We start from the raw sequence: 24,312 nt of genomic DNA on the forward strand, positions 1-24,312 counted from the left end.
TATACTAACCCGCCATGAACACAGCAAAATCAGGTGTCCACCTCGTGAAAAGTCCAGACATCGTGACGCGTGCACGAGGCATCCTATTACACGAGGCAGATGAAATCCGCCAGTTGGCAGACCGTATTGGCAGCCAGTTTGAGGCCGCCGTCAGCATGATTCTCGCTTGCCGTGGCCGTGTCGTCGTCACCGGCATGGGTAAATCCGGCCATATCGGCGGCAAAATTGCCGCCACGCTGGCCAGTACCGGCACCCCGGCTTTTTTCATGCATCCAGCAGAAGCAAGCCATGGTGACCTGGGCATGATTACCGCTGAAGATGTCGTCATTGCACTCTCTAACTCTGGTGAGAGCGATGAAATCATCAATATTTTACCGGCCATTCGCCGCATCGGTGCGCGCATTTTAAGCATTACCGGCAGTGACGACTCTACGTTGTCGCGCGAATCTGAAGTGCATTTGAGTGCGGCCGTGAGCCACGAAGCCTGCCCGCTGGGGTTGGCGCCTACCGCCAGCACTACCGCCGCACTGGCGCTGGGGGATGCGTTAGCATTGTGCGTACTCGATTCGCGTGAATTTACCGCTGAAGACTTTGCCCGGTCTCACCCGGGCGGCAACCTGGGTAGGCGATTGCTGGTCAGAATTAAAGATGTCATGCGCACAGGGGATGCCATCCCATGTATCGGCGAGCAGGCCACCGTGCAGGAAGCGATTGCACAAATTTCAAGTAAAGGCATGGGCTTTACGGCGATCGTCGATAATGAGCAACATCCGGTGGGCATTTTCACTGATGGCGATTTGCGCCGCCTGTTTATGCAAGGCGACACCAACGCGCAAACGGCTATTCACACTGTCATGAACAAACAGCCGCGCTTGTTGGGCACGCAACAAATGGCGGTTGAAGCAGTCAACATGATGGAGCAATATAAAATTAACGGGTTTATGGCAGTGAACGAACAACAGCAATTGGTGGGCGCATTTAATATGCATGACTTACTCAAGGCAAAAGTGGTTTAGGCTCGCCGGTGCACTGGAACTCTCGCATGCTTAAACACCCGATTTTATTGCCGATTGCGTTAATGTTATTTTTAGCGCTGCTAACGTTTTGGATCAACCAGACGGTACAGGAGCAGGGCTTGAGCTTGGGCCGGCTGAATCGTCACGACCCTGACTACATGCTATACAACTTTGTCAGCACGCGTACCGATGCCACAGGCAATACCAAATATGTGCTGGCGGCGGCAGAAATGCGCCATTTTCCAGATAATGACTACACCGAATTACAACGCCCGCGCTTCACACAGTTTGGCCAGGGAAAACCATACACACAAATTTATGGCCAGCATGGCAAAGTATCTGCCAATGGTAAACTGGTCGAGTTTAGTAAACAGGTAAAAGTGGTCCGCCAGGCGACGGCAGTCAAGGGTGAAATGCAGTTACAAACCGAGCGTTTGATGCTGGAGCCGGATACAGACGTTGCCCATACCGACTTGCCGGTCACCATCCGCCAACAACCGGCCACCGTGATTACCGGCACCGGCATGCGTTTTGATAACAAGGCGGGCACCATGCAATTATTTAACCGGGTACACGTACATTATGTACGCGCACCTGTCGTCACCAAAGCTGCAAGCCCGGCAGCGCCTGCCAAAGCAGGCAATCACAAGGGTCGTTGATTCTGGAGAAATGAGTTGAACACGCACAAGCCATTATTTTATGCCACCTGCTTGACCTTACTGGCGCTATTACAGTGGTCAAGCAGCGCGCTGGCTGAAGAGTCCGACCGCGACCAGCCAATAGAGCTGGAAGCAGACACGGTGACGGTGAACGATGCCAAAAAAATCAGCATTTACACCGGCAATGTGATTCTCAACCAAGGCTCACTGCAAATTAAAGCAGACAAAATGATTGTGCGTGAAGATCAGGATGGCTTTCAGCACAGTACGTGTACTGGCAACCCGACCACCTTCAAGCAAAAACGCACCGGCAAAAACGAATGGATGCAAGGCAGTGGCCAGCGCATTGAATACAATGCCCGCATGGACAAAGTACAACTCTATACTAACGCATGGGTCAAACGTGGCGAAGATCTGGTCACTGGCGACTACATTAGCTATGACGCCAATGCAGAATATGCCGAAGTCATTGGCGGCACCAAAGCCAATCCCAACGGCACCGCTGGCAGTCGTGTAAAAGCGACCATTCAGCCAAAAAATAAAACCACACCGCCGGTGATTGATAACAAACCAACAACACAGCAAGGGCTGCGCATGAACCGTTCTCTGCAAATTAAAGTAGAACCGGCGCCTAACGACACCAGCAGCGAGCCCGCGAAAGCGCAACCTTAAAGACACCGGCCTTATGCAGACATCCGTTTCACCAGATCAGAACCATTTGCGTGTTAGCCACCTGAAAAAAGCCTATCAGGGGCGCACCGTGGTTAAAAACACCACGCTTGAGCTGCGCAGCGGCGAAGTGATTGGCTTACTGGGCCCAAATGGCGCCGGCAAAACCACCAGCTTTTATATGATTGTGGGCTTAGTCGCGCTGGATGATGGCAGCATTACGCTCAACGGGGCAGACGTGAGCCACGCACCCATGCATGAGCGCGCACGCATGGGCTTGGCCTATCTGCCACAAGAAGCCTCTATTTTTCGCAAAATGACGGTCACTGACAACATTTTGTCCATTCTCGAAACCCGCCCCCATACAGAAGAAGAGCGTGAAGCGCGGCTGGAGTCCTTGCTGGATCAGTTGCATATCCAGCATATTCGCAATAGTCAGGCAGTGAGTTTGTCCGGCGGTGAACGTCGCCGCGTCGAAATCGCCCGTTGCCTGGCGACCGACCCAAAATTCATTTTGCTGGATGAGCCGTTTGCCGGGATTGACCCGATTGCGGTGATTGAGATTCAAAAAATTATCCGCTACCTGAGCAGCCAGAATATCGGTATTTTAATTACAGACCACAACGTACGCGAAACCCTGGATATTTGTGACCGGGCTTATATCGTGAATGAAGGCGCCGTGTTTGCCGCGGGCACGCCCGACGAAATCATTCAAAACGAAGGCGTACGTGAAGTGTATCTGGGCAAGAATTTTAGGCTGTAACCCGTTATGAAGCAAAATCTGCAACTACGTATTTCGCAAAACCTGGCGCTCACCCCGCAGCTGCAACAGTCTATCCGCCTGTTGCAGCTCTCAACACTTGAGTTGAGCCAAGAGCTGGAAACCATCCTGCAGGAAAATCCGCTGCTGGAAATGGCCGACGGTGAAGAAGGCGAGTTTGAAGACAATAGCCCTACCGCGACCGCCGCGGCCGAGCAAGAGCTACCTGATGCAAGCTCGTTTGATGTTGCCACACAGGCGGAAATCACCGCACCCGCAGAAACCTTGCGCGAAGAGTTGCACGACCAACTTGGCGGCAACGAAGGCGAACAAGCCAATCTGAATGAAGAATTTTCACCGCCCGAGTTTGAAGACGACTACGAGGAGTTTGGCAGCACCAGCAATTGGGACGAAGCCGGTCGCAACAATATGGACGATGAAGACGGTGATTTTTCGCGTCAGGATGCCAGCAATACCAGCTTGCGCGAACACTTGATGAACCAGATACAACTGGCGCATTTGTCCAAACGTGACATGGACCTGGTGAAGTTTTTACTCGACGGTATTAATGATAATGGTTACCTGGAACAGGACTTACAAGAAATTGTCGACCTGCTGCCCCCAGAGCTGGAAGTTGAGTTGTTAGAGCTGGAAACCGCCCTTAAATTGATCCAGAACCTGGATCCGATTGGGGTTGGCGCGCGCGACCTGTGCGAATGCCTGCGCCTGCAATTACAAGCGCTCCCAGCAGACACGCCTTATTTGCGCATCGCTATGGCGATTGCCAAAGATCACTTAGCGCTGCTGGCCAACAAAGACTTTGTCAAACTGCGCAAACTGCTCAGTTGCGATGAAACCGCCCTTAAAGGTGCGCAACAACTCATCCGCCAGCAGAACCCCAAGCCTGGCAACGAATTCGCTACCTTTAGTCATGACCACTTTATCCAGCACGATGTGGTAGTCAAAAAAATCAAAGGCATCTGGATGGCGTCACTCAATGATGGCGTGATCCCCAAGCTGCGGATCAATCAATTGTATGCGGACATCCTTAAGCGCAACCGCGATAGTTCCGGCCAATATCTGCAAAGCCAGATGCAAGAAGCCAAATGGATGATTAAAAATATCCAGCAGCGTTTTTCTACGATCTTGCGTGTATCGCAAGCGATTGTAGACCGTCAACGCAACTTTTTTGAGCATGGCGAAATTGCCATGCGCCCCTTGGTATTACGTGAAATTGCCGAAGAGCTAGACTTGCACGAAAGCACCATTTCACGCGTGACGACGCATAAGTATATGCTCACACCGCGCGGGGTGCTGGAGCTTAAATACTTTTTTGGTAGCTCAGTCGCAACCGATGCTGGCGGCTCCTGCTCAGCGACCGCTATTCGCGCCTTAATCAAGCAAATGGTGGCCGAAGAAAATCAGAAAAAACCATTATCGGATAACCAAATTACCGATACGCTGGCGCAACAAGGCATTGTGGTCGCCCGCCGCACCATTGCAAAATATCGCGAGTCGCTGAGTATTCCGCCCGCAAATTTACGCAAGTCGCTGTAAAACAAAAAGGCCGCATCTGCGGCCTTTTTGTTGGTTACGAGTTTGTTATTTAATTGTGATTTTAGCAAACTTGCGCTTACCCACCTGGGCGACCACGGTCACGCCTTTTGCCACTGGCAGATTTTTATCATCCACCTTCACGCTATCCAGCTTTACCCCGCCCTGCTGCACAGCGCGCATGGCTTCACTAGTGCTTTCTACCAAGCCAGCCTGTTTCAGCAATTGGCTGATGCCAATACTGTCACCCTCAATCGTCACCTCTACCTGTGGCACATCATCAGGAATACCGCCTTTGGCGCGGGTTTGAAAATCTTGCCAGGCTTTTTCAGCCGCGGCCTGGCCGTGAAAGCGGGCCACGATTTCTTGCGCAAACCCGACTTTGATATCGCGCGGGTTTTCACCCCCCGCCACTTGCGCTTTCCACTGGGCAACAGTATCTAATGAAGCGAACGACAACAAATCAATATAACGCCACATCAATGCATCAGAAATAGACATGATTTTGGCAAAAATAGTCTCGGGCGCCTCGCTAATACCAATATAGTTACCCAGCGACTTGGACATTTTATTCACGCCATCCAGGCCCTCCAGCAACGGCATCATCAACACACATTGTTGTGACTGCCCAGCCTGTTTTTGCAGCTCACGGCCCATTAGCAGGTTAAATTTCTGGTCGGTGCCGCCCAATTCCAAATCTGCCCGCAATGCCACTGAATCATAGCCTTGCAACAAGGGATACAAGAACTCGTGAATTGCAATCGGCTGGTTGCCTTTAAAGCGCTTGGAGAAGTCATCACGCTCCAGCATGCGCGCCACTGTATGGCTGGCAGCTAACTTGATCATACCGGCCGCCCCCAGGTCACTTAACCATGCCGAGTTAAACACAATCTCGGTTTTGGCCGGGTCTAAAATCTTAAACACCTGCTCGGAGTAAGTGTCGGCATTGGCTTTCACCTGCTCAACCGTTAACGGCGGGCGCGTCGTACTCTTACCGGTCGGATCACCAATCATGCCGGTAAAGTCACCAATCAGAAACAAAATCTGGTGACCCAGATCCTGCAACTGGCGCAATTTATTAATCAGCACAGTGTGGCCCAGGTGCAAGTCTGGCGCAGTTGGGTCAAAGCCCGCTTTAACGCGCAGCGGTTTGCCGGTTTTCAGCTTTTCAATCAGCTCTTGCTCGATCAACAGCTCATCGGCACCACGCTTGATAATGGCCAGTGCATTTGCAATGGCTGGGTTCAAAGCTTCAGCAGCGGTTGAAGGTTGGGTTACGTCTGTCATAAAGGCTCTTTTTAAAGCTACGCCGCGGCGTACTTTGTCATCAAAGTAAAACCGCTATTTTAACGTAATCCCATGCATTTCTGTAAGCCGAGCATGAGCAGTGTTACACTTATGCCTTATGAATTTTTCTGCTACGCCCCCCCAAGCACGCCTGTTTATCGGCCTGATGTCTGGCACGAGTCTAGACGGCGTAGATGCAGTAGTGGTGACACAACAAGGTGAACACCTGGCACAACAAGGCCAATACTTCCTGCCTTACCCGGCTGATATCCGGCAATTGTTGCTCGATTTACACACCCCCGCACAGCATGAATTACATACTGCCGCCATTGTGTCTAACCGGCTCGCTGACTTGTATGCAGAGGCCGTGCAAGGCTTGCTGACAGACGCCAGATTATCAGCCAGCGCAGTAAGCGCCATTGGCTGCCACGGGCAAACCATACGCCACTGCCCTGACCTCCCTAATGGACAGGCATATACCCTGCAACTGGGCAACCACGCGCGCCTGGCCGAGCGCACAGGCATCACCGTGGTGGGCGACTTTCGTAGTCGCGATATTGCCGCTGGTGGCCAAGGTGCGCCACTGGTGCCAGCCTTTCATCAGGCCGTTTTTTCTGCGCCAGATACACACCGTGTCATGATTAATATCGGCGGCATTGCCAACCTGAGTGATTTGCCCATTAATGGCCAGGTGATTGGTTTTGACTCTGGCCCCGGCAACCTGCTGATGGACGCCTGGACGCTGCAGCACACAGGTAACACATATGATGCAGGCGGGCAGTGGGCAGCGGGTGGCAGTGTCAATCAGGCGTTACTTCACGCAATGCTGGCTGCCCCTTACTTTGCGCTGCCAACACCCAAAAGCACTGGCCGTGACCTGTTTAATCAGGCCTGGCTCAACTTGCATCTGCAAGCTAACACTGACACACCGCAAAATGTCGCACGCACGCTACTGGAGCTCAGCGCTGTAAGCATTGCACAAGCATTGCAGCAACACTGCCGCGGTGCCCAAGAACTGTATGTGTGTGGTGGCGGTGCGCATAACCTGGCGTTAATCGACAGATTGCAAACCCTATGTGGGTTGCCTGTACAACGCACAGACGCCCTGGGCATAGGCGTAGACTGGGTGGAGGCGGTTGCCTTCGCCTGGCTGGCGCAACGCTGTGTGGATCACCTGCCGGGCAACATGCCAGCGGTCACCGGCGCGGCAGGCCCGCGTGTGTTAGGCGCGATTTATCCCCATTAACACACAGAGACACTAAAGCGGTGCGAATGCACTGAACGTTTGATTTAAACTGGTGCAGGATTAAACACGATTTTTTAACTTTTGCTGGCTCATTGCCGCACAAGCCCCCATATTCAAACACCTTTGCGTATAATTTATACAACCTTGACTTAAACAGAGTACGTTATGGCTACCAAAGCGACCATTACATTTGACAACGACAGCACGGCAATTGACCTGCCAGTTTTAAAGGGCAGTTTAGGCACGGATGTCATCGACATCCGCAACCTGGGCAAACATGGCTACTTCACCTTTGACCCCGGCTTTATGTCCACCGCCGCCTGTACCTCAGGCATTACCTTTATTGATGGCGAACAAGGCCTGCTGTACTATCGCGGTTACCCGATTGAGCAACTGGCTGAAAATTGTGACTTTCTGGAAGTCTCACATTTGCTGCTCAATGGCGAGCTGCCAACCCTGCAACAGCGTGAAGAGTTTGTCGGCACCATTCGCCAGCACACCATGCTACATGACCAAATGAGCAACGTGTTTCGCGGCTTTCGTCGTGACGCCCACCCGATGGCGGTCATGATCGCAGTCGTGGGGGCCATGGCTGCGTTTTATCCTGACAACAACAACGTCGCAGACCCTGAGTCACGCAAAGTAGCTGCCATACGCCTGCTAGCCAAGGTGCCGACGATTGCCGCCTGGAGCTATAAGTACAATGTAGGTGAACCATTCATGTACCCCAAAAACACCTTGGGTTACGCCGAAAACTTTATGCACATGATGTTCGCAACGCCCTGTGAAGAATACGTGCCCAACCCGATTTTGGCACGCGCGTTTGAGCGCATTTTGCTTCTGCACGCAGATCACGAGCAAAACGCCTCCACCTCTACCGTGCGCCTGGTTGGCTCTAGCGGCGCCAACCCGTTTGCCTGTATTGCAGCGGGTATCGCATCGTTATGGGGGCCATCCCACGGCGGCGCCAATGAGGCAACGCTCAATATGCTGGAAGAAATTGGCGATGTCAGCCGTATTGGTGAATTTATCAAACGCGCCAAAGACAAAACCGACAGCTTCCGCCTGATGGGTTTTGGCCACCGCGTTTACCGCAACATGGACCCACGCGCCTCCATCATGCGCAAAACCTGCCACGAAGTGCTGAACGAACTCGGACTGCATGATGACCCGATGTTTAAACTGGCCATGGAGCTGGAAAAAATCGCACTGGAAGATGAATATTTCGTTTCACGCAAACTGTATCCAAATGTCGACTTCTATAGCGGCATTGTCATGCGTGCAATGGGCATCCCCAACTCGATGTTTACCGCCATTTTTGCACTGGCACGCACTGCAGGCTGGATTTCACAATGGAGCGAAATGAACACCGACCCTGAGCAAAAAATTGGCCGCCCACGCCAATTGTATGTTGGCTCAGAGCGCCGAGAATTTGTACCGCTGCATCAGCGCTAACAGCACTGTATTACCCAATAAAAAACGCCGGAGATACCGGCGTTTTTCTTTTTATGACAGCAACTCCTCAACAAGTTGAGTTCAATATCCATTAAGAGTCAGAAAAAATATCACATTTAATTACCTGTTTTGATTTGTTGAGTTTGTCAGCGATAATTTAACTTACCACTTATAAAAACCAATTTTGGCAATTTAAAAATGTCTAACAATACAAGCGCATTAGATTTTATTCAATTATCAGTAGATGTTGCCAAAATAGTTAACTATGTGGGCACTCAAAACAAGGTGCCAATTATTCATTACATCAGGCTAGAAAATACTTCTGATATAGATATAAAACACTTGGAGTTATCTATCGGTTCAAATCCGGGATTTATAGAGGGCCAAAGATTCAAATTTGAAAAGTTTGCGGCAGGTGAGATACGAGGGTGTCCTGAATTTTGTGTAAACGGCGGTTGATTACTGACTAGGCACTCTGTCCTCGAACTGTATGGTAAACCTGTTTAGCGCAGGTTTCCAATCTCTCAGTGGCATAGACCACTTTTTGCTAGCGTTTTGTAATGCTAGGTAGAACAATTTAATCAACGACTCATCATTCGGAAACGAGCCACGATTCTTGGTGACTTTCCGCAAACTCATATTCACAGACTCAATGGCGTTGGTGGTGTAAATCACGCGCCTGATTTCAGGCGGATAGTCAAAGAACGGAATGATGCGCTGCCAGTTGCTGCGCCAGGATTTGGCAATTAAGGGGTAAGCCTCACTCCACTGATGCTCAAAGTCCATCAGCGCCCTTTCAGCCTCAGCCAGTGTGGCAGCGCTGTAAATCGTCTTCAGGTCAGCTGCAACCGCTTTGCGCTTGTTCCAGCCCACATAGTTCAGGCTGTTGCGCACCATGTGGACAATGCAAAGCTGCACCGTGGCTTGCGGATAGACTGTCTCGATCGCTTCAGGGAAACCTTTTAAGCCATCCACGCAGGCAATGAAGATGTCTTGTACGCCACGGTTCTTGAGTTCAGTCACGACCGCCAGCCAGAACTTGGCGCCTTCAGTCTGCGCAATCCATAAGCCCATCACTTCCTTGTGACCGTCCATGTTGACGCCTATGGCGAGATACACCGCCTTGGCACGCACACTACCAGTATCTCTGACTTTGACATGGATGCAGTCCAGATAGACAATAGGGTAAATGCTGTCGAGAGGGCGAGATTGCCACAGCTTAACCTCATCAATCACTGCATCAGTGACATTGGAAATCAGCGTCGGTGAAATCTCTGTGCCGTACATCTCTGACAAGTGCTGTTGAATCTCACGTACTGTCATGCCTCTGGCGTATAGCGAGATAATCTTCTCATCAAAGCCCGACCAGCGGGTTTGATGCTTGGGGATCAGTTGTGGCTCGAAGCTGCCTGCGCGGTCACGGGGGATTTCAATCGGCAGCTCACCAAAGTCTCCTTTGAGGGTCTTGCTGCTTTTACCGTTGCGGGTGTTGCCAGTGGCATTCTTCACTGGCGCATGTTTATCGTGGCCAAGGTGTTCGGCCATCTCTGCTTCAAGGGCACGTTCAACCAGTGCTTTGGTTAACTGCTTGAGCAGGCCATTCTCACCAATTAAATCTTCGGGCTTTTTATAGTTCGCCAACAATCCATCAATCAGATCGTTGGGTAGGGGTTTTGATACGGTCATTTCTACTCCAAAAGTACGTGCGCAGTTTCCTGCAAAATGACCGTTTACACAAAATTATTTATACCCTCGCTGAAATTACACTGTTGCGCCGAGAAGCTCAGAAACAACGCCAGCATAAATCTATTCGCGACCTGATTAAATCAACCTCAACATCAATCCCTCGTTTAAAACCATGCATGCTGATGTCACCTCAGTCCGTTGCTCAGTACTTAGAGGCAGGTTCACAGCTATTTGATATCGTCATTTTTGATGAAGCATCTCAAATTCCGACATGGGATGCAATTGGTGCAATATCCAGGGGTAAACAATTAATTTGTGTTGGAGACCCAAAGCAGCTACCTCCTACAAACTTCTTTGGCGCCACTGACTCAGATGCGGTTGTTGACGAAGAGGTGGTGCAGGAAATGGAGAGTATTCTGGATGAGTGCTTAGGTGTGGGCTTACCGTTATCACGTCTAAGTTGGCATTATCGCTCAAGAAACGAAGGGCTCATATCCTTCTCTAATTATCAATATTACGAAAACTCTCTAACAACATTTCCATCACCTGTTGAAGTTGATAATTCGGTTGAGTTTGTCTACTCAAAAGGTATATACGACCTGGGTAAATCAAGAACAAATCGACATGAAGCAGACTTGATAGTCGAGGAAATAACAAATCATTATCTTAGTGGACTTGGTAAACAATTCTCTCTCGGAGTTATTACATTTAACTCAACACAACAAACCTTAATCGAGAAGTTGTTAGATGAAAAAAGACTTAGAAATAGTGCTCTTGATTTAGCAATTAGCGAAAGTAACCAAGAAGAAATCTTTATTAAAAACCTGGAGAATGTTCAGGGTGATGAAAGAGACTTTATCTTTTTCTCAATCACATTTGGAAAAGATGCAAATGGGAAAATATCCATGAACTTTGGCCCTATGAACAAAGAAGGTGGTCATAGAAGGTTAAACGTTGCAGCAACAAGGGCTCGGCATAAAGTTAAAGTTTTCAGCAGCTTGATGCCTGATGATATTGATTTATCAAGGACGAATGCTAGGGGGGTTAACGATCTAAAAGCTTACTTGGACTTTGCGTTAAACGGTACCAGAGTTTTAGCAAAACAAGCATCTCCTACAGGAAGAGAGCCTGATAGCCCTTTTGAAGTCGCGGTAATTAACGCACTTAGAAGCAAAGGTTGGGATGTGGTGCCTCAAGTTGGCGTATCAGGTTATCGAATAGATATTGCGGTAAAAAACAAGAAGAAACCCGGCAGTTTTTTGCTAGGTATTGAGTGCGATGGAGCAACATATCACTCTGCGCCAAGCGCAAGAGACAGAGATAGATTAAGACAACTAATTCTTGAGGGCTTAGGGTGGAAAATCCATAGAATATGGTCTACAGACTGGTGGTTTAATCCTGAAATTCCAATGAAGAAATTATGTGAAAAACTCAACGAATTAGAAGCCCTAAATCAAGAGTAACATTGTAATTGACGTCTGACTACAACCAACAAAGTTATCACATGAAACTAAAACCGGGCAATGCCCGGTTATCTCTACAAAGAGTTCCTCATGCCCCCGACGCCGCTAACGCAAAACGCCAAGGCCGCGGAGTTGTGTGACTAATGCATCAGTTAATTGCCTGTATCCCTCAGCATTTGGGTGCACTTGATCGGCACGCAGGCGATCATCCGACAAAACTCCAGACACCGCGCTGGACACTAACAAAGCGCCGGATTCCTCGGCCACGCGTGCATAGAGCGGGTGATCATGCAGCCGCCCTGCCAGACTCACTTCTGGCATGGCAATCAAGATCGCAACGGCATCCGCCTGCTGCACTAGATGCACCATGCTTCTCAGGTTATCCTCAATACGCGCTGTAGCCATTTGCCGCAAGAAATCATTACCGCCCAGTTCAATAATGACCAATCGCGGCCTATGCTGCGCTAATAAGCTCGGTAAACGAGATAAACCGCCACTGGAAACATCCCCAGAAATACCAGCATTGACGACCGCCCAGCCTGTCTTACTCGCCAGCAGCGTCGGGTAATCCTGCGTCCCATGCTCAGCACCTGCACCATAACTAATACTATCCCCCAGCACGAGCACAGTGACACCCGCAGGGATAGCTTGTACCTCTACTTTAGGCTTGGTACAGCCCCAATTACAGGCGGCTATGCAGACGACAAGCAGCAGTCGGCATAAAAAAAGCCAAGCACCCGCTTGGCTTTTTTCAATCATAAAACGCATGACTTAATGCAGTCGTTATACCGAGAACGAACTACCGCAACCGCAAGTCGTCGTTGCATTCGGGTTACGAATCACGAACTGTGAGCCTTGCAGGCTGTCGGTGTAATCAATCTCGGCACCGGCCAGATATTGCAGGCTCATCGGGTCAATCAGCAAAGTCACGCCGTCTTTGTCGACTTGCGTGTCATCGTCATTCACCTCTTCTTCAAAGGTAAAACCGTACTGAAAGCCTGAACAACCGCCGCCGCTGACAAAAACACGCAGCTTGAGGTCTGGCGAACCTTCTTCATCAATCAGCTCTTTCACTTTTTTGGCGGCATTGTCGGTAAATACCAACGGAATAGGCATTTCAAGGGTGGCTTCTGCGGTCATCATAGACTCCTGTCAAATTCTCAATAACAATATGGCGACGAAAATTTTAATTTCAAGTCGCTTCTGGCGGCGCAACGTCAGGTTGCTCGCCCAGATAAATCAGTTTTCCTTCAATCACGGCACCGGTGTGCATCTCTAGCGATTTATAGTACAAGTCACCCACAATGCGCGCTTTACTTTGTAACTCAATAAACACCGAGGACCTTACCGGGCCGCGTATCATGCCATTCAATACAATTTTAGAAGCTTCTACGGCGCCGGTCACTGCACCATTCTCGCTGATAATCAGCGTGCTTGGATGTTCGCGTTTTTCAATCACATTACCAGCAATCATACCATCAACCCTTAAACCGCCTGCAAATTGCATATTGCCAGTGATTTGAGTTTCATGGCCGATCAAGGTATCAATGTGACTGTCGATTTGAACACTTTTTTTGAAAAACATGCTACTTCCTGTTCCGAATTAACTTAAATGGCGATTCCGATTCGTCATCAGCCATATCATGCATGCAGCTAACGCTTGGTCATATTCTTGTAAAACACCAATTCTTCTTTCAGCTTGATGTTTTCGTCCTGCTGCGCGGTTAAAGTTTTAGCCAGATTGTTACTGGTGGCTAATTCAACCTGTAGCTCACGCTGCGAGGCAATCAGTTTTTTTTGTAATTCAATGTTTTCGGTAGTGACTTGGCGCAAGCGTTGACGGATATGTTCGCCATCATCATCATGCACGACCCAGTAGGCCAATGCAAAACCAACCACCACATAAACGACTGCCAGCATGCCTTGAAAATACCAGGGCCGGTGCGAGCGGACTGCGACTTGCTTGGCAGTGAGGCCAAAATGGTTTCTGAGTCGTCTGCGTATCGGCCTGATCATTATGGCAACAACGGCAGCACTTGCAAACCGGCATCCGGCGCCAGGTTAAACATCAAGTTCATGTTCTGTACGGCTTGACCAGAAGCGCCTTTGACCAGATTATCCTGCACTACAATGATTGTGACATAATCATCGGCCTGTGGGTATAGCGCCATCCGTAAAACGTTGGCACCACGCACTGAACGGGTTTCCGGCAGCGAGCCGGCAGGCATGACATCCACAAACGTAGAGGTCTGGTAACGCTGCTCATACACTTGCTGCAAAGATTGTTGCTTGCCTTTGGCATTAAGTTTGACATGCAAGGTGCTGAGCATGCCACGGATCATGGGAATCAAGTGCGGCACGAATATGAGTTTAACCGCGTCGCTGCCGGACAGTTTCTTCAATTGGGCCAGAATTTCAGGGTGGTGCCTGTGCCCGGCCACGCCATAGGCTTTCAGGTTATCGCTGGACTCTGAGAACAAGGTGCCCACTTCGGCTTTTCTACCGGCACCGGAGACGCCAGATTTGGCATCGGCGATAATGGGCACAGAAAAATCAATCCAGCCTTGCTCTAGCAACGGTGCCAAGCCCAATAAGACGGTGGTCGGATAACAGCCCGGGTTGCCGATCACTTGAGCTTGCTGGACATCTGTAGCATACAACTCCGGCAAGCCATAAACGGCATCTTTCAGCACGTCAGTACAGCTATGCGGCAATTTGTACCACTTTTCAAACTCAACAGCGTCTTGCAGACGGAAGTCAGCGGCCAAATCAATCACTTTGACCCCGGCCGCCACCAACGCGGGCGTTTGCGCCATGGCAACGCCATGCGGCGTCGCAAAAAAGACTACGTCACATTGCGTCAGATCTACGGTCGCCGGGTCGCTAAACCTGAGATCAATCACGCCACGCAAGCTAGGAAACATGTCAGCGACCGGCAATCCGGCTTCGCCTCTGGAAGTAATCACTTGCAATTGTACATTGGGATGCAGTGCTAACAAACGCAGCAGCTCAACACCGGTATAACCCGTCCCACCTACAATGCCAACTTTGATTTTTTCCATATCCTTAAACCAGATGCGCGTTCAATGACGACCGATGCATAAAAAGTAAAACAATATAAATGAAAAAGGCCGCCAATGCGACCTTTTTGCACAACAGGTTTGTAACAAACGCTGGAAATTAACGTTTGGAGAACTGTTTCCGACGACGCGCTTTACGCAGGCCGACTTTCTTACGTTCAACTTCACGTGCATCACGTGTCACGAAACCTGCGTGAGACAATGCGCTCTTCAACGCTGCATCGTAATCAATCAACGCACGGGTAATGCCATGACGCACTGCACCCGCTTGACCGGATTCACCACCACCATGCACATTGACCAAAATGTCAAAGCTCGCTGTGTTGCTTGTCAATTCAAGTGGTTGACGCAAAATCATGCGAGAAGTTTCGCGTGAAAAATAAACGTCAACTGGCTTATCGTTGACCACGATGTTGCCACTGCCGGACTTCAGAAACACACGTGCCACTGAACTTTTGCGGCGGCCTGTGCCGTAGTTATATTTACCGATCATGTTTTATCCTAATCGTCTTAAATTAGATGGTTAATGGTTGCGGTTGCTGCGCAATGTGCTCGTGCTTGTCGCCCGCATACACTTTCATTTTTTTGATCATGGCATAGCCCAAAGGACCTTTTGGCAACATGCCTTTCACAGCTTTCTCTAACGCACGACCTGGGAAACGGTCTTGCATTTTTGAGAATGTCGTTGTAGTGATACCGCCTGGGTAACCGGAGTGACGGTGATACAGCTTGCCACCCGCCTTGTTACCTGTGACTTTAATCTTGTCTGCATTGACTACAACAATGTAATCACCGGTGTCTACGTGTGGTGTGTAAATAGCTTTATGCTTACCACGCAGACGATGGGCGATTGCGCTGGCCAGACGGCCTAATACCAAGTCGGTGGCGTCAATCACGAACCAGTCACGTTGTACTTCATGCGATTTTGCTGAAAAAGTTTTCATTTTATAACTACCAAGTTATAGCGTATAAATTAAGAGGGCGGATTATATGCCAGCATGAGAAAGCTTGTCAACGAAATATTCTAAAATAATCGGAACCAGCTTGATGGATAATGTTGCTGACGGAGGCAACCAGTTTTGTGGCTTTTTTGCCATCAATTTTGCAAATTACCCGACATAAAACGTGCTTTTATCACAAATGATCCTTGTTTTTTTAAGGATAATTGCAATCGGATGCTATATTAGCTCAAGTTTCGACTTTCCGCATCTATTTACTCTTGCCCTGACGACTTTAACTAAACATCAGCCACGCGACTAAAAATAATTTTTGATGCTTTTAGGCCTATACAAGGTTAAACAACAACGCTCTCACGCCGCCACCGGCCTGCTATGGCTGTGTGCTTTGTGCTTGTTTGCCTACCTGCCCGTTATCAACGCGGCCGAATTCAGAGCGCTGAGCATTGAATCCGCGCCAGGCCAGCCACTCATGGCCCAGTTGCCGCTAAAACACGTGCAGGCAAACACCGATATTAGCTGCTTCAGCCTGAGTCAATCACCAGGCTCAAGCGCTGTGCATCTGGAGTACACCACGCTGGGCAGCCAGCAGGGCGTGCTGATGCTATGGTCAGACAGTGCCATTACCACCCCTCTGACACTGACTTTGCTCGACCACTGCCAGCATACACAGCAGACGGCGACCATTCAGCCTGACAATACCGTATCCATCAGCATTACAGCCGCATCGCCCGCCAGCAAGCCCACACCAGAGCCTGTTGTGACGCAACCAGCCGCTGTTGAAGCACTGCCAGTCGCGCCACCAGAGATTCCTGTAGAGGCTTACACCGCGCTGCAAACACAAATTGATGGCTTGCAGCAAAACTTCAAACAGCTGCAAACAAAGTCTGATGTGCTTTATGCCAGTAATCTGGCACAGGCCGACATACTGGCCACCCTGAAAACCCAACTCACACAGCTGCAAAACGAAAATCATTTATTGCGGACACTGGTGATTGCCCTCGGCCTTGCGCTGATTGCCAGCGGCTTTTTCTTTGCAGACTGGCTGCGCCGTCACGCCGCCGTGCCCAAAGTGATGAAGCCACGCCGTTCATCCCGGCAAAATGAAACGACAGCCACACCACCCGATGAGGCATCAGGCCCGGCAACGCGCCCCCTCACGGGCAAGTTTTTTTCGGCCACCTTGCATCCAGCCAGCCAGGCCAGTGACAGTTCGGGCATGAATCCACCGACGCAACTGCCTGCACAAACCAACAGCAGCCGGTTAAAGTCGGTGCCCATGCATGCCAATGATGATGTGGTGATGCCCCATGGCGTGCCGCAGAAAACCAGCTCACAGCAAAGCACGCAAGCGGTGATGCAAGATGCGTCACGGCTATTTACGCACGGACGGGTCAACCAGGCGATTGATCATTTGCAGCAACATTTGGCCAAACACCCAAAATCCTCGCCGTGGATGTGGCTGTATCTGCTGGACCTATTGTCAAAAGAAGGCAAGCAGCAAGAGTTTGATATTGTGGCCGGCGAATGCCGCAAACACTTCAACTTAAACGTCGAGCACACACCAGATTTAAAGCAGCAAGGTATTGAGTCGTTCCCGCGGGTGATGAAGGCTTTGCAGCAGGCCTGGGGGACACCGCAAGTGATTGCGCTGATTGATGACCTGGTTTACAACACGCGCCTGGTGCCACGCATGGGCTTTGAGCGTAGCGTGTTTGAAGACTTGATGCTACTGAAGGAAATTGCCTGCCAGACACAAAACCTGCCAGCGGTGCCGCCTGCGCCAAAAACCGGTGACCATGAGGCGTCTATTCATGGCAACCTGCGTGAGCTGCAACAGTTGTCTGAAGATATTTATATATTGGCCCCGATTGACCAGGTGCCATTTCAATATTGGACAGACTTTACCTTTGAGCTGGACGAAGCTTCAACCTTACGCAAGTCCGCCTAAGCAGTAGCTTGCCGCCATGCCCACGGCCAACGCGGCGCCTATCCAGATATTATCCAAAAACGCCTTGAAACATGCGTCGGGCTGACGGGTACGAACTAACTGATATTGCCGCCACATTTGCATCGCGGCTACCGCCCAGCCCAGCCAGAATGGCCAAGTGAACATTAGCGTTTGCGCGACCAAGGCCAGAATCAGCATCATGGCCGCAAAACAGCCCATAATGGCCAGCACATCAAAACGACCGAAGGTAATCGCCGAAGAACGAATACCGATTTTAAGATCATCCGCTCTGTCGACCATGGCGTAGGCCGTGTCATAGGCTACTGACCAGCACACATTAGCCAGCAACAACCACCAGGCAACAGCGGGCACCTGCCCTTGCAAGGCAATAAACGTCATTGGGATGCCAAAGCCGAATGCAATGCCCAGATAGGCTTGCGGAATCGCGAAAAAACGCTTGGTGTAAGGATAGCTCACGGCCAGAAACAAGGCTGGCACAGACCACACTACCACCGGCCAGCCCAGTGTGCACACCAGCGCAAATGCCAGCAGCGATAACCCCAACGCGACCAGATAAGCTTCTTTGACCGAGATTTCACCCGTTGCCAACGGCCGCCTGTTTGTCCGTGCAACCGCGCCGTCCCAATGCCGGTCGGCAATATCATTGAGTGCACAGCCTGCCGAGCGCATCAAAATAGTCCCCAGCACAAACACCAGCACCACCCATGGCCGCGGCTGACCTTGTCCGGCAATCAGCAGCCCCCACAGGGTAGGCCATAACAGCAGCCAGATGCCAATGGGTTTATCCAGCCGCGTCAGCCGGTAATAGGCATGCCAGTGAGTCAGTGATCGCATAAAATTGATTCCTGAAGAAGACTAACGAGCCGGCCGCTGGGCGCATGAAGGTAAAAATACCTCGGTGACCAGTAAACGATAATGCCGCAGGCAAAACAATGAGCGTCTGGCCCATAACACTTGCCGCGACTGCTCAGGAAAATAACGGCAAAAGGCTTGATGCAAAGGATGTGTAGACGGCAACTTTCGGTAGTGCAAGCGTCCTCGCTGCACGCTGGCATTGGCAAACAGCGCCGCCCCCAGCGGCACACGGCCAATCTTGCGCAAATGGCACCATGTCCCTCGCAAATCGTTGCGGGCAATGACACTGTGCGCAAATACTTGCGGCTGCCCCTCGCCCATCAACAACACTTCGCGCACCCAGGCACGAGTCGACGGCGGCAATCGCAATAGCGCCTGCTCATCAACATTAGGCTTGTGCCAGCCCTGAGCAAGTACCTGCACAGAAAAATCGGGATATTGCTGCTTTAAGCGCGCCGTTAACGAGCCACGCTCCTGCAACCATGGACGCAAAGGGGTATGACCAACAATGTGGGCTTGCCAGCCAGAATCTTGCCTGTCATGCATGCGCTGCATACCAGCTAATGCGGCAATGGGAACGTTTTAGGCAACCACACCCACAGCTGACCTTGCTGGCGCATCGCCCCGGCCAGCTTACCGGCGGGCTCGCCCTCACCCCAATACACATCGGCCCGCACGCCGCCTTTAATCGCGCCACCGGTATCCTGCGCCTGCATTAACTGCTGCAAAGGCGCCTCCGAGTTTGGGTAAGTGCTAGCCAGGTAGACTGGTGCGCCGAGGGGGATATAAAACGGGTCCACCGCAATACTGCGGGCGGCCGTTAACGGTACGCCCAACGCGCCCAGCGGCCCCGACAAGCCAGCGGGTAATAATTTAAAAAACACATAGCTAGGGTTCGCATCCAGCAAGGCGCGCAATTGATCAGGATGTTGCACACCCCAGGTTTTAATCCCCTGCATGGACGCCTCACTCGCCACCATCTCACCACGCTCCACCAACAGCTTGCCTATCGACTGGTAAGGGTGCCCATTTTGGTCGGCGTAGCCCACTGGCAGCCGCTCACCATTCTCCAGCTCAACAATACCTGAGCCTTGCACCTGTAAGAAAAAGGCCTCCACCGCATCATTGACCCATAACAACTCACTGCCAGCCAATGGTGACTGGTTTTGTTCAATGTCAGCACGCGTGTAATACGGCACCAGTGACTGCCCCTGCAAGCGGCCACGCACGCGCTTGTATTTAAGCTCAGGAAACAGCCCGGACAAATTAACCGTAATCAGGTCGGCAGGTATTTTGTATAAAGGTATCGGAAACCGGGCGCTGGCAGTGCGGGCGCCTTTTAACACCGGCTGGTAATAGCCGGTCATCAAACCCTGCTGCGCGCCTTCTGCCTGCTGTGTTTGATACACATTGAAGTATTGCCGCCAGTAAGCCTGGATAGCCACGGCGTCATCGGCGTTGACCAGCAAAGCCACCGCACACACAGCTTGCCAGTCAGGCTTGTTTTTGAGCCCCTGACAACCTTGCAACCAGGCACGCCAGCTCGCCGCCCAATCTTCTTTTGCCAAGCCTGGCAACTCAGCCCAACTGGCTGGCTTAAGCAGGGCATAAGGCTGGGCAGGGGTAGTCGTGGTTGCTGATGGCTTTTCTGGCGCAGCCACAGGCGGCTTGGTCGGCAATGGTTTGGCTGGTGCAGGGTGCTGCGGCGTTGGCGGCACGCTTTGACAGCCTACCAGCCAACATGCCGCTGCCAGCAATAAACATTGGCGAACATTGAAGAGAGTTTTAATGACCACGTGATTTCAACTTGAAAGCAATTTTATCTATGCACATATTCAATGCAGGCCTGCGGCCTGGTGCAGCCAAAACGTCGGAATATCCACCTCGAACCAGTGGCCATCGACGGCGACCATTTGATAGGTGCCATACATTTCGCCGCTAGGCGTGCTAAACATGACACTGCTGGTATAACTGTACTCGGCATCCGGCGCCAGCAATGGCTGGTCACCCACCACCCCCAAGCCCTTCACTTCGCGCACTTGTTGCATGGCATCAGTAATGACCCAATGGCGGCTAATCAGTTGCACCGGCGTCTGGCCAGTATTGCGGATAGTAATGGTATAGGCATAGACATACTGCCCAGCCTCAGGTGACGATTGCGCTTGCAAATACTCGGTGACCACCGAGACTTCGCATGCATATAAGCCGTTATCCGCCACCATTAACCGATCATCCCGCTGGTTGGTGAACTAGGGCTGGCAGAATAGAGCTTTTTCGCCATCCGCCCGGCCAAGAATGATTCGCGACCAGCCTCAACCGCTTTTTTCATGGCACTTGCCATCAACACCGGATCACGCGCTGCGGCAATCGCGGTATTCATCAGCACCCCGGCACAGCCTAACTCCATGGCAATCGCAGCATCCGAAGCACAGCCCACACCCGCATCGACCAGCACCGGAATTTTGGCGCTTTCAATGATGATTTGCAGGTTCCAAGGGTTTAAAATGCCCATACCAGAGCCAATCAGTGAGGCCAACGGCATCACGGCCACACAACCGATGTCTTCCAGCTGTTTGGCAATAATCGGGTCATCCGAGGTATACACCATGACCTCAAAGCCCTCTTTCACCAAGGTTTTGGCCGCCGCAATAGTCTCCGTCACATTGGGATACAAGGTGTTAGGGTCGCCCAGCACCTCCAGCTTGACCAGCCTGTGGTCATCCAGCAGCTCACGCGCCAAACGCAATGTACGCACGGCATCTTCTGCGCTATAACAACCGGCGGTATTGGGCAAATAGGTAAACTCGCTCGGCGGCAAATAATCCAGCAACGAGGGCTCGTTAGCATTTTGGCCAATATTGGTCCGGCGAATCGCAACAGTGATAATTTCAGCGCCACTGGCGTCAATCGCTGCGCGCGTCTGCGTAAAGTCGGCGTATTTTCCAGTGCCCACCAACAAGCGGGACTGATAACTCTTCCCGGCGATTACCAAAGCGTCATTCATATTCAAAACTCTCTATTCAATGCGTTCAACTCAATCTTTAACATCAGCGCCCGGTCACTAACCGCCGCCCACAGCACCGACAATTTCCAGCTGATCGTCCGCCTGCAAGTGCACTTCGGCAAACTGGCTACGCGGCACAATATCACCATTACGCTCAATGGCAATGCGTTTGCCGCTGAGCTGCATAAACTCCACCAGCGCCAGCACACTCATGGCTTCTGCCGGTAGCGGCGTCGCCTTACCATTGACGAAAATTTGCATACTGCTCTTCATTTTTGATTAATCAAGCCGATATTTTACGAAAAATCAGCGCATTTGGCTTTCAGTTTTTCATGCGCGGTCTTTTTTAAGGCGCAATTGGCTAGCTTGTCATCCGCACTCGATAGGCATGCGTTATGGTATTTAATATATGGCACTATGTTTGCTTATATGTTGCAGCAATACAAATATGTCGTAAGAAATTGACAAGTTTGGTCATGACGACAGATAACACATTGCCGGACAAGGAACTTTTTGTTAATTTTGGCGCCACATGCACGACGAACACAATTCGTCGTTTTGTACCCCGAATATTGGAAATCCCAAAAGGAATATTGAAATGCAAATAGCACAGTCACACCAAGCAGCACCGTCCAAGCTTTTTTTAGTGGACGAAATTTATGCTCCAAGCTTGAATCCTTCTGCCGCCAACCTGGCAGATGCAAAAGCAGCCATTGAAGCACAGCAACACACGAAAGCCATTACCGAGTTACACCGCTTTCTGGAATCTAGCTGCGACTGCGTTTAACCACGCGGCATTCGCTGGCAAAAGACCCGCTATTGGGTCACATTTTTCATCAACGCATGCACCTGCGTTGATAAGCAGTTACTGATCACCATTCAGCCTGTCGTGGCTCTTGTTTCCTCTAAAACAGGGCCCTTGGCTTAAATGATGCAGTATCAACAAAAAAGATGGCGACCAGCGCCATCTTTTTTTATTTGCTCACACCTAGGCACCATGACTGGACCCAGGCAGGCAAGGAGTTACTCAATCGCCAATTGCGGACGACCTGCTTCAGGCCAATCCAGGTGGAAGAACTGACCACGTGCCTGATCTTTACGCTCATAAGTATGCGCGCCAAAGTAGTCACGCTGACCTTGCAGCAAGTTTGCTGGCAAATCGGCACTGCGGTAACCATCGTAATACGCCAGCGCTGCAGCAAAGCCTTGTGCCGGAATACCGTTGGTCACAGCCAGCGCAATCACCTTGCGCCAGCCAGCCTGGCCTTCATTCATCGCGTTGGTAAAGTACGGATCCAGCATCAGGTTTTTCAGGCGTGAATTCAATGCGTACGCATCAGTGATTTTCTGCAAGAAACGCGCACGGATGATACAACCGCCACGCCAGATCTGTGCAATTTCACCAAAGTTGAGCTTCCAGTTGTAAGCCACTTGCGCTTTGTCAATGAGTTGGAAACCTTGTGCGTAAGCGCAGATTTTAGAGCAATACAAGGCGTTTTTAATCGCTTCAATAATGGCAGCCTTGTCGGTCTCTTTAACGATGACCGGCCCTTTCAGAATTTTGCTCGCTTCTACACGCTCTTCTTTTAAGCTGGACAACGCGCGGGCATATACTGCTGCTGCAATTGCGTTAGCCGGTGCGCCCAGTTCCAGCGCATTGGCCGCGGTCCATTGACCCGTGCCTTTTTGACCAGCCGTATCCAGAATCTGGTCCACCAAAAAGCCTTTACCAGCGGGATCTTTTTGTTGCAGGATATCCGCCGTGATTTCAATCAGGAAGCTGGATAATTCGCCTTTGTTCCACTCTGCAAATACTTTACCGATTTCGTCTGCAGGCATGCCCAGCAAGTTTTTCATCAACCAGTAGGCTTCGCAGATCAACTGCATATCAATGTACTCAATACCGTTGTGCACCATTTTTACATAATGGCCAGCGCCGTCAGGGCCAATGTATTCGGCACAAGAGAAGCCACCCTCAACCGGCTTGCCAGGTGCGCCACCCTCTAGCGGGGTGCCGGTCACCGGGTCAACTTTAGCAGCAATATCGCGCCAGATCGGCTCCAGGCTAGACCAAGCCTTACGGGTACCAGACGGCATTAATGAAGGACCAAAACGGGCACCGGTTTCACCACCAGAGACACCCGAGCCAATAAACTCGATACCTTTGGCAGCCAGCTCTTTTTCACGGCGGATGGTGTCAGTCCACAATGCATTACCGCCATCAATAATAATGTCGCCTTGCTCCAAAAACGGTAGCAAGGCATTAATGGTCACATCGGTTGCGCTACCAGCTTTAACCAGCAATACGATTTTACGAGGACGTTTGATGCTTAATACAAAAGAAGCCAAATCGGCATGGCCAACCACGCGCTCGTGCGAAGGCTCATTCTTTTTGCATTCTTCAATGAAGTTCAGCATTTTTTTCGGGTCACGGTTATACACCGCAATGGTATAGCCGTGATCCGCAATGTTAAGCGCCAGGTTTTGGCCCATCACTGCCAATCCCACCAATCCAATATCCGCATTTTTTGTAGTCATAGTTATCTCTAAATAAATGGTTAATTTAGTTGAAAAAAAAGCACAGGCTTTTGGCCTGTGCTTGAACTAAGGTATGTGTTGAACATGGCATGCAAGTTGTTTTAAAAATCTC

General features: G+C 50.7%; 27 protein-coding genes. 11 read left to right on the forward strand and 16 right to left on the reverse strand.

The genetic code is table 11. The features are described 5' to 3' along the window. Positions 1–14: 14 nt before the first annotated feature. The 5 genes from METH5_RS0104760 to METH5_RS0104780 are packed head-to-tail and all read left to right on the forward strand — an operon-like array spanning position 15 to position 4,661. The gene (locus METH5_RS0104760; protein WP_029147434.1) at positions 15–1,016 is read left to right on the forward strand and encodes an SIS domain-containing protein; all 1,002 of its coding nucleotides are present in this window, start codon (positions 15–17) and stop codon (positions 1,014–1,016) included. Positions 1,017–1,042: 26 nt separating this feature from the next. After that, entirely contained in the window at positions 1,043–1,675 is a 633-nt protein-coding gene (gene lptC / locus METH5_RS0104765; protein WP_029147435.1) for an LPS export ABC transporter periplasmic protein LptC, read from the forward strand. A 15-nt stretch (positions 1,676–1,690) separates the two neighbouring features. Then, positions 1,691–2,347: a lipopolysaccharide transport periplasmic protein LptA gene (gene lptA / locus METH5_RS0104770; RefSeq protein WP_029147436.1), complete on the forward strand. Its 657-nt coding sequence runs from the start codon at positions 1,691–1,693 to the stop codon at positions 2,345–2,347. A 13-nt stretch (positions 2,348–2,360) separates the two neighbouring features. Further along, complete coding sequence (gene lptB / locus METH5_RS0104775) at positions 2,361–3,107, forward strand: LPS export ABC transporter ATP-binding protein (RefSeq protein ID WP_029147437.1); 747 nt, start codon at positions 2,361–2,363, stop codon at positions 3,105–3,107. Between the two features lie 6 nt (positions 3,108–3,113). Continuing rightward, complete coding sequence (locus tag METH5_RS0104780) at positions 3,114–4,661, forward strand: RNA polymerase factor sigma-54 (RefSeq protein ID WP_029147438.1); 1,548 nt, start codon at positions 3,114–3,116, stop codon at positions 4,659–4,661. Between the two features lie 45 nt (positions 4,662–4,706). Here the strand turns inward: METH5_RS0104780 and tyrS are convergent, their stop codons facing one another. After that, positions 4,707–5,945 carry a tyrosine--tRNA ligase gene (gene tyrS, locus METH5_RS0104785; RefSeq protein WP_029147439.1) on the reverse strand — a complete coding sequence of 413 codons (1,239 nt, stop codon included), beginning with the start codon at positions 5,943–5,945 and terminating at the stop codon, positions 4,707–4,709. A 118-nt stretch (positions 5,946–6,063) separates the two neighbouring features. Here tyrS and METH5_RS0104790 point away from each other — a divergent pair, with 118 nt between their 5' ends. The 3 genes from METH5_RS0104790 to METH5_RS0104800 all read left to right on the forward strand — a co-directional run bounded on the left by METH5_RS0104790 (position 6,064) and on the right by METH5_RS0104800 (position 9,105). After that, positions 6,064–7,191 (forward strand): anhydro-N-acetylmuramic acid kinase, encoded by a 1,128-nt coding sequence (locus METH5_RS0104790; RefSeq protein ID WP_029147440.1) that lies wholly within the window; start codon positions 6,064–6,066, stop codon positions 7,189–7,191. Positions 7,192–7,356: 165 nt separating this feature from the next. Next, a complete protein-coding gene (gene gltA / locus METH5_RS0104795; RefSeq protein WP_029147441.1) occupies positions 7,357–8,646 on the forward strand; it encodes a citrate synthase in 1,290 nt (429 codons plus the stop codon). A 198-nt stretch (positions 8,647–8,844) separates the two neighbouring features. After that, positions 8,845–9,105 (forward strand): hypothetical protein, encoded by a 261-nt coding sequence (locus METH5_RS0104800; RefSeq protein WP_029147442.1) that lies wholly within the window; start codon positions 8,845–8,847, stop codon positions 9,103–9,105. Here the strand turns inward: METH5_RS0104800 and METH5_RS0104805 are convergent, their stop codons facing one another. Next, positions 9,106–10,332 (reverse strand): IS256 family transposase, encoded by a 1,227-nt coding sequence (locus METH5_RS0104805; RefSeq protein WP_029147443.1) that lies wholly within the window; start codon positions 10,330–10,332, stop codon positions 9,106–9,108. Between the two features lie 17 nt (positions 10,333–10,349). On the opposite strand from METH5_RS0104805, the gene METH5_RS0104810 reads away from it, so the two are divergent. Continuing rightward, the gene (locus tag METH5_RS0104810; RefSeq protein WP_198290680.1) at positions 10,350–11,795 is read left to right on the forward strand and encodes an AAA domain-containing protein; all 1,446 of its coding nucleotides are present in this window, start codon (positions 10,350–10,352) and stop codon (positions 11,793–11,795) included. Positions 11,796–11,900: 105 nt separating this feature from the next. Here METH5_RS0104810 and METH5_RS0104815 read toward each other — a convergent pair whose 3' ends face one another. From METH5_RS0104815 to rplM, 7 genes are all read right to left on the reverse strand, one after another. After that, entirely contained in the window at positions 11,901–12,563 is a 663-nt protein-coding gene (locus METH5_RS0104815) for a GDSL-type esterase/lipase family protein (protein WP_232410950.1), read from the reverse strand. Between the two features lie 15 nt (positions 12,564–12,578). Continuing rightward, a complete protein-coding gene (erpA, locus tag METH5_RS0104820; RefSeq protein WP_029147446.1) occupies positions 12,579–12,935 on the reverse strand; it encodes an iron-sulfur cluster insertion protein ErpA in 357 nt (118 codons plus the stop codon). A gap of 52 nt (positions 12,936–12,987) precedes the next feature. Continuing rightward, complete coding sequence (locus METH5_RS0104825; protein WP_029147447.1) at positions 12,988–13,380, reverse strand: polymer-forming cytoskeletal protein; 393 nt, start codon at positions 13,378–13,380, stop codon at positions 12,988–12,990. A 68-nt stretch (positions 13,381–13,448) separates the two neighbouring features. Further along, positions 13,449–13,811 (reverse strand): hypothetical protein, encoded by a 363-nt coding sequence (locus METH5_RS0104830; protein WP_036307602.1) that lies wholly within the window; start codon positions 13,809–13,811, stop codon positions 13,449–13,451. After that, a complete protein-coding gene (argC, locus tag METH5_RS0104835) occupies positions 13,811–14,857 on the reverse strand; it encodes an N-acetyl-gamma-glutamyl-phosphate reductase (RefSeq protein WP_036307606.1) in 1,047 nt (348 codons plus the stop codon). Before argC ends, METH5_RS0104830 begins: the two co-directional genes overlap by 1 nt. A 118-nt stretch (positions 14,858–14,975) precedes the next feature. Then, positions 14,976–15,368 carry a 30S ribosomal protein S9 gene (gene rpsI / locus METH5_RS0104840; protein WP_029147450.1) on the reverse strand — a complete coding sequence of 131 codons (393 nt, stop codon included), beginning with the start codon at positions 15,366–15,368 and terminating at the stop codon, positions 14,976–14,978. Positions 15,369–15,390: 22 nt separating this feature from the next. Beyond that, the gene (gene rplM / locus METH5_RS0104845; protein ID WP_029147451.1) at positions 15,391–15,819 is read right to left on the reverse strand and encodes a 50S ribosomal protein L13; all 429 of its coding nucleotides are present in this window, start codon (positions 15,817–15,819) and stop codon (positions 15,391–15,393) included. A gap of 328 nt (positions 15,820–16,147) precedes the next feature. Here rplM and METH5_RS0104850 point away from each other — a divergent pair, with 328 nt between their 5' ends. Continuing rightward, a complete protein-coding gene (locus METH5_RS0104850; protein WP_232410951.1) occupies positions 16,148–17,782 on the forward strand; it encodes a FimV family protein in 1,635 nt (544 codons plus the stop codon). Here METH5_RS0104850 and ubiA read toward each other — a convergent pair. Genes ubiA through thiS form a run of 6 tightly spaced genes read right to left on the reverse strand, consistent with a single transcriptional unit; the run spans position 17,765 to position 21,923 of the window. Continuing rightward, on the reverse strand, positions 17,765–18,637 hold the full coding sequence (gene ubiA, locus METH5_RS0104855) for a 4-hydroxybenzoate octaprenyltransferase (protein ID WP_029147453.1): 873 nt from the start codon (positions 18,635–18,637) through the stop codon (positions 17,765–17,767). The genes METH5_RS0104850 and ubiA overlap by 18 nt on opposite strands. Positions 18,638–18,658: 21 nt before the next feature. Continuing rightward, positions 18,659–19,204, reverse strand: coding sequence for a chorismate lyase (locus METH5_RS0104860; protein WP_029147454.1), 546 nt, complete (start codon positions 19,202–19,204; stop codon positions 18,659–18,661). Between the two features lie 14 nt (positions 19,205–19,218). Beyond that, entirely contained in the window at positions 19,219–20,448 is a 1,230-nt protein-coding gene (locus METH5_RS0104865) for a murein transglycosylase A (protein WP_029147455.1), read from the reverse strand. A gap of 45 nt (positions 20,449–20,493) precedes the next feature. Continuing rightward, a complete protein-coding gene (gene apaG / locus METH5_RS0104870) occupies positions 20,494–20,877 on the reverse strand; it encodes a Co2+/Mg2+ efflux protein ApaG (protein ID WP_029147456.1) in 384 nt (127 codons plus the stop codon). A 2-nt stretch (positions 20,878–20,879) separates the two neighbouring features. After that, positions 20,880–21,662, reverse strand: a complete 783-nt coding sequence (locus METH5_RS0104875) for a thiazole synthase (protein WP_029147457.1) — start codon at positions 21,660–21,662, stop codon at positions 20,880–20,882. 57 nt (positions 21,663–21,719) lie between these two features. Beyond that, positions 21,720–21,923: a sulfur carrier protein ThiS gene (gene thiS / locus METH5_RS0104880; RefSeq protein ID WP_029147458.1), complete on the reverse strand. Its 204-nt coding sequence runs from the start codon at positions 21,921–21,923 to the stop codon at positions 21,720–21,722. Between the two features lie 337 nt (positions 21,924–22,260). On the opposite strand from thiS, the gene METH5_RS0104885 reads away from it, so the two are divergent. Then, a complete protein-coding gene (locus METH5_RS0104885) occupies positions 22,261–22,449 on the forward strand; it encodes a hypothetical protein (protein ID WP_029147459.1) in 189 nt (62 codons plus the stop codon). Positions 22,450–22,685: 236 nt separating this feature from the next. On the opposite strand, the gene gndA is transcribed toward METH5_RS0104885, so the two are convergent. Then, complete coding sequence (gndA, locus tag METH5_RS0104890; RefSeq protein WP_029147460.1) at positions 22,686–24,200, reverse strand: NADP-dependent phosphogluconate dehydrogenase; 1,515 nt, start codon at positions 24,198–24,200, stop codon at positions 22,686–22,688. Positions 24,201–24,312 lie beyond the last annotated feature (112 nt).

The organism is Methylophilus sp. 5 (assembly GCF_000515275.1).
Lineage (GTDB): Bacteria > Pseudomonadota > Gammaproteobacteria > Burkholderiales > Methylophilaceae > Methylophilus.

Excerpts from the sequence above, each read along its gene's own strand:
- METH5_RS0104885 (WP_029147459.1), top strand. The coding sequence starts at position 22,261 with ATGCAAATAGCACAGTCACACCAAGCAGCACCGTCCAAGCTTTTTTTA.
- METH5_RS0104830 (WP_036307602.1), bottom strand. The coding sequence starts at position 13,811 with ATGATCAGGCCGATACGCAGACGACTCAGAAACCATTTTGGCCTCACT.
- tyrS (WP_029147439.1), bottom strand. The coding sequence starts at position 5,945 with ATGACAGACGTAACCCAACCTTCAACCGCTGCTGAAGCTTTGAACCCA.
- lptB (WP_029147437.1), top strand. The coding sequence starts at position 2,361 with ATGCAGACATCCGTTTCACCAGATCAGAACCATTTGCGTGTTAGCCAC.
- METH5_RS0104760 (WP_029147434.1), top strand. The coding sequence starts at position 15 with ATGAACACAGCAAAATCAGGTGTCCACCTCGTGAAAAGTCCAGACATC.
- METH5_RS0104805 (WP_029147443.1), bottom strand. The coding sequence starts at position 10,332 with ATGACCGTATCAAAACCCCTACCCAACGATCTGATTGATGGATTGTTG.
- rplM (WP_029147451.1), bottom strand. The coding sequence starts at position 15,819 with ATGAAAACTTTTTCAGCAAAATCGCATGAAGTACAACGTGACTGGTTC.
- gltA (WP_029147441.1), top strand. The coding sequence starts at position 7,357 with ATGGCTACCAAAGCGACCATTACATTTGACAACGACAGCACGGCAATT.
- METH5_RS0104780 (WP_029147438.1), top strand. The coding sequence starts at position 3,114 with ATGAAGCAAAATCTGCAACTACGTATTTCGCAAAACCTGGCGCTCACC.
- METH5_RS0104825 (WP_029147447.1), bottom strand. The coding sequence starts at position 13,380 with ATGTTTTTCAAAAAAAGTGTTCAAATCGACAGTCACATTGATACCTTG.
- rpsI (WP_029147450.1), bottom strand. The coding sequence starts at position 15,368 with ATGATCGGTAAATATAACTACGGCACAGGCCGCCGCAAAAGTTCAGTG.
- METH5_RS0104790 (WP_029147440.1), top strand. The coding sequence starts at position 6,064 with ATGAATTTTTCTGCTACGCCCCCCCAAGCACGCCTGTTTATCGGCCTG.
- METH5_RS0104850 (WP_232410951.1), top strand. The coding sequence starts at position 16,148 with ATGCTTTTAGGCCTATACAAGGTTAAACAACAACGCTCTCACGCCGCC.
- ubiA (WP_029147453.1), bottom strand. The coding sequence starts at position 18,637 with ATGCGATCACTGACTCACTGGCATGCCTATTACCGGCTGACGCGGCTG.
- METH5_RS0104860 (WP_029147454.1), bottom strand. The coding sequence starts at position 19,204 with ATGCATGACAGGCAAGATTCTGGCTGGCAAGCCCACATTGTTGGTCAT.
- erpA (WP_029147446.1), bottom strand. The coding sequence starts at position 12,935 with ATGACCGCAGAAGCCACCCTTGAAATGCCTATTCCGTTGGTATTTACC.
- lptC (WP_029147435.1), top strand. The coding sequence starts at position 1,043 with ATGCTTAAACACCCGATTTTATTGCCGATTGCGTTAATGTTATTTTTA.
- METH5_RS0104800 (WP_029147442.1), top strand. The coding sequence starts at position 8,845 with ATGTCTAACAATACAAGCGCATTAGATTTTATTCAATTATCAGTAGAT.
- METH5_RS0104815 (WP_232410950.1), bottom strand. The coding sequence starts at position 12,563 with ATGCGTTTTATGATTGAAAAAAGCCAAGCGGGTGCTTGGCTTTTTTTA.
- METH5_RS0104875 (WP_029147457.1), bottom strand. The coding sequence starts at position 21,662 with ATGAATGACGCTTTGGTAATCGCCGGGAAGAGTTATCAGTCCCGCTTG.
- argC (WP_036307606.1), bottom strand. The coding sequence starts at position 14,857 with ATGGAAAAAATCAAAGTTGGCATTGTAGGTGGGACGGGTTATACCGGT.
- gndA (WP_029147460.1), bottom strand. The coding sequence starts at position 24,200 with ATGACTACAAAAAATGCGGATATTGGATTGGTGGGATTGGCAGTGATG.
- thiS (WP_029147458.1), bottom strand. The coding sequence starts at position 21,923 with ATGCAAATTTTCGTCAATGGTAAGGCGACGCCGCTACCGGCAGAAGCC.